The 3,358-nt window shown below is 35.9% G+C and carries 4 protein-coding genes; 2 read left to right on the forward strand and 2 right to left on the reverse strand.

Annotation, left to right across the window (positions count from 1 at the left end; all coding sequences use genetic code 11):
* Nucleotides 1-557: hypothetical protein (locus MRT15_RS10205; RefSeq protein WP_304329992.1), on the forward strand; the 557-nt coding region annotated here is incomplete at its 5' end.
* A gap of 129 nt (nt 558-686) precedes the next feature.
* Here MRT15_RS10205 and MRT15_RS10210 read toward each other — a convergent pair.
* Together MRT15_RS10210 and MRT15_RS10215 are read right to left on the reverse strand one after the other, a co-directional pair.
* On the reverse strand, nt 687-1,229 hold the full coding sequence (locus tag MRT15_RS10210; RefSeq protein WP_304329993.1) for a hypothetical protein: 543 nt from the start codon (nt 1,227-1,229) through the stop codon (nt 687-689).
* Nucleotides 1,230-1,288: 59 nt separating this feature from the next.
* Nucleotides 1,289-2,509 (reverse strand): hypothetical protein, encoded by a 1,221-nt coding sequence (locus tag MRT15_RS10215; RefSeq protein ID WP_304329994.1) that lies wholly within the window; start codon nt 2,507-2,509, stop codon nt 1,289-1,291.
* 213 nt (nt 2,510-2,722) lie between these two features.
* On the opposite strand from MRT15_RS10215, the gene MRT15_RS10220 reads away from it, so the two are divergent.
* On the forward strand, nt 2,723-2,938 hold the full coding sequence (locus MRT15_RS10220) for a hypothetical protein (protein ID WP_304329995.1): 216 nt from the start codon (nt 2,723-2,725) through the stop codon (nt 2,936-2,938).
* Nucleotides 2,939-3,358 lie beyond the last annotated feature (420 nt).

Below are 3,358 nucleotides of genomic sequence, written 5' to 3' on the forward strand. Positions count from 1 at the left end.
TTGTTGAGCTTGGGGAGAAGGGTTTATCTGATGAGGAAGTTAGGGCTAGGAATTTTAGGGCTAAGCTTCTTGGTTTGATGTATGAGGATTTGTTGTGTGTTTGGTTTATCAGGTTTGGAGGGTATAAGGTTGTTGATATGGATGTGCGGAGTGGATTGTATGATGGGAAGCCTGCAGCTGTGGATTTCATATTGGAGAAGGATGGAAGGTTGTATGTTGTTGAGGCTAAGTGTTGGCCAGCATATTTGGAGGGGCGACTAAAGAAGCTAACCTTAAAGAATATTGATAGAGTTAAGAGGGAGTTTAAGACGCATTTTCTCAACAAAGATTTCGTTAGTAAGTATAGGTTTGAGGGGAGAAGTGTTAATGGGAAGATTCTTGTTTGGTGGGATGTTGAGGAATCTGAGACTGAAAGGATAAAGGATGAATTGAAGCTGGATGGATTGATATCGCTTAAACGGGTTTTAAGTGAGTTGAAGGGAAATGCTGAAGCTGAAAGGATTATTAGGGAGTATAAGGAGTGGGCTAACCAACTCTTCAATGCACTACTAAAATAATTTATTTTAATGTATTTTTATTTACCGTGAACAAATTATTGAGTAGTTGAATTCTTCAGGCTGTAGAGAATGGGCATTTGAAGCTGCTGAGATTTGGCTCATATTGCATGTAATGTATTTATTTGTGAGCTAAAGTAGTTTCCATTGAAGATGTTTGTCTACCCTTTCTACATAAATTATTTTGATTTTTGGATCTCGCTCATTACGAGCTTGAATAATCGTATTTAGTTTTGACATTCTACTTTTGGTATCGAGTTTTTTAAGATAGTTAGCTTCATCGAAAAGCAATATGTAGCGATTGTCCAATGGTTCCTTCAGTTCTGCCAATTTTGGGATGTCATGTTCTTCCACTTTAGAGTAACGAATTCTACGTTGTGAACTCGTGAATCCTGAGGAGAATGATTTAACTTCAATGACGATTTCTGGTTTTCTTATGCAAGGGCGCTCAGCACCATATTCCACTTCACCAATTACGAAATCGAATTTTTGGTTGGGAGCTATACATATGCGTGTATCCAAATGAACCTTCCTTGCATCGCCGAATTTAGAGATCCAGAGATAATAGAGATAGCCAACGACGTCAGCTTCCAATATGGGAACAAATTTGCCATTAGCATAGTCTTGAGAAAGCATTTGTAATAGTTCATTGATCACCAGCTCTTCAGAACTCATGTTAGACATTATAACTATCTCTTTTAATGAATATAAAGACATTCTATGCGGAGGAGGCTCTATAGCCCTTTCTTCCTCAAACTTCTCAGAAAAGAAGAGATACTTTCTATTGCCAAGTCTAAAGGTATAGAAATCTCAAAAGGCCACCCGATATTTAACATAATTTCAGATGTTCTCCTTCTTTTGACTAACCTTTTGAATTCCTTTCTAGCGTCTTCTAAGGCTATTTTGACTGACTGTTGTTTCTTTACTTCTTCTACATAATTCCTATTTTCATCATAAGCCCGAATTTCTTTAATTGTTATTCCATATTCATTGAAATATCCTTTCACTCTTTCAAATTCCTTTCTAATGTCTTCTAAGGCCATGTTGAAATAGTCCATAAATGGCCTTCCCTTTGGGTATACTTTTCCTATAGGGTAGTTTGGTTCTAGTATGACGCTTTCTGGAGTAAAGTATACTTCTCTTACGGAGAGATGTTTATAAAAATGATCAGGTGCTTCCCTATAAAATTTAAGGTATGCCTCGTAAAGTTCTATTTTCCTTTCCAGCTTCCTCATTCTCTTTCTTAGCCTCGAAAGCTTATCTTTCTCATGCTGGAGCTTTAGTATTTCATATAGATACCTTTTTTCTTCCAGATCATCTTTCATTTCTTTCAGATTTTTCCTGACATCTTTTTCCATAACTTTAATTTCTTCGAGCGCAGCTTCTACACCTTCGTCCCCTCCAACTCTCTGTTCTCGAGTATCGCATGCATCAATAAAACTTAAGATGCTTGCCAAAAGTCTTGGTCTTATCAGCTGGTTATTTACAATGGCTTCTTTAGGGAGCTTATCTATATTTTCCTTGCTGGAGTGGGCGGGAATTATCTCCCCAATAATATGTCTTTCTTCATCGGAAAAGCCGAATCGAGTAGCCATTTTTATAAAAATTCTTTCTCCAACCCAGGGATGTTCTCCTCTGGTGTATAGGAAGTTTAGGAATTTTTCATCTTGTTCAGATAAACCCCTCCCACCCACATCATGAAACCATACGGCAAATATTAAGCAAAACTTCTCCATATCAGTAAGCTCATTTAGAAGCTGACGTTGAGAGTAAACTAGGAATCTTGTTAATAGATCCATAACGTTTCGGGTATGCCTCTCCCCATGATCCACCATATGAATATACCTTATGTAACCCCAAAGCTCCTCCTTCCCTTGAAATATCTTATCTATAATTGATAGAACCCTTTCCTTAAGCTCTTCACTTCTAATTGATTGAATAACCTCATTATTCATATAACCAAACACTTCAAAACTTTTATACCTTTGACTCATTTAATTTTTCACTCCAAATCAATTTTTGAAGTCACTTTACCCTCAATTCAGTAATATCAGCTGTTTTTACTTTTAAGTTTTTTCAAGCTATTCATTAATTACTTCCAAGGTAATTACGATTAATGTTTTGAAGCAAATGGATGTATTGAAGCTGGAATTAAACAGGTTTACATAGTGGCTAATTTACCTGAAAGGACTCGTGAACAAGTAAGTAGAGAGCTTAAAGAAGGGTTCTACGATAAAGGGGTGGAAATAGATGTCATTGCTGGAAATGTTAATGCTCTCTTAGACTTTCTTAATAAATTAAGTTCAGGGATAGTTGAGGAAGCAAAAAAGAGGATGGGAGAAGTACTGTATCGAATTGTTGAGACATCATCTAGTCAGAAGTAGGGAAAGTGAATTTTTGATTCGTTATGTTTTATTCGATTCACTTCTTATTTACTTGTATTTTCTTCTTAACTCTAATTCATCCTCTATACGTGTTTACGTTCTTCAAGATTAGTCAGTTTTTGATTGATGTCCGTTGTAAAAGTGAAGAGAGCTTCTAATAATTCCAACTGATGAATAATATAGTATCCTACGAATTTCAAAAAGAAGTTAGTCTGTATATCTATGGCACCCATTAGATAAACCTTTGTCTCATTTAAAATCTTAATAACCTCCTCAATACTCTTAGCCGATTTCAACTGTTTCATATATTCCTTAAACTTTTCCTCAAAATTTTCATCTAGCTAGAAGTGGGAGGAAATAAATTTTTTGAATTCATAACATTATTTTGGGATTTAAGGGATGGTGAGGGTAGGGGTTTTT

The organism is Candidatus Culexarchaeum yellowstonense, assembly GCF_024707025.1.
Taxonomy (GTDB): Archaea; Thermoproteota; Methanomethylicia; order Culexarchaeales; family Culexarchaeaceae; genus Culexarchaeum.

Excerpts from the sequence above, each read along its gene's own strand:
- MRT15_RS10210 (WP_304329993.1), bottom strand. The coding sequence starts at position 1,229 with ATGAGTTCTGAAGAGCTGGTGATCAATGAACTATTACAAATGCTTTCT.
- MRT15_RS10215 (WP_304329994.1), bottom strand. The coding sequence starts at position 2,509 with ATGAATAATGAGGTTATTCAATCAATTAGAAGTGAAGAGCTTAAGGAA.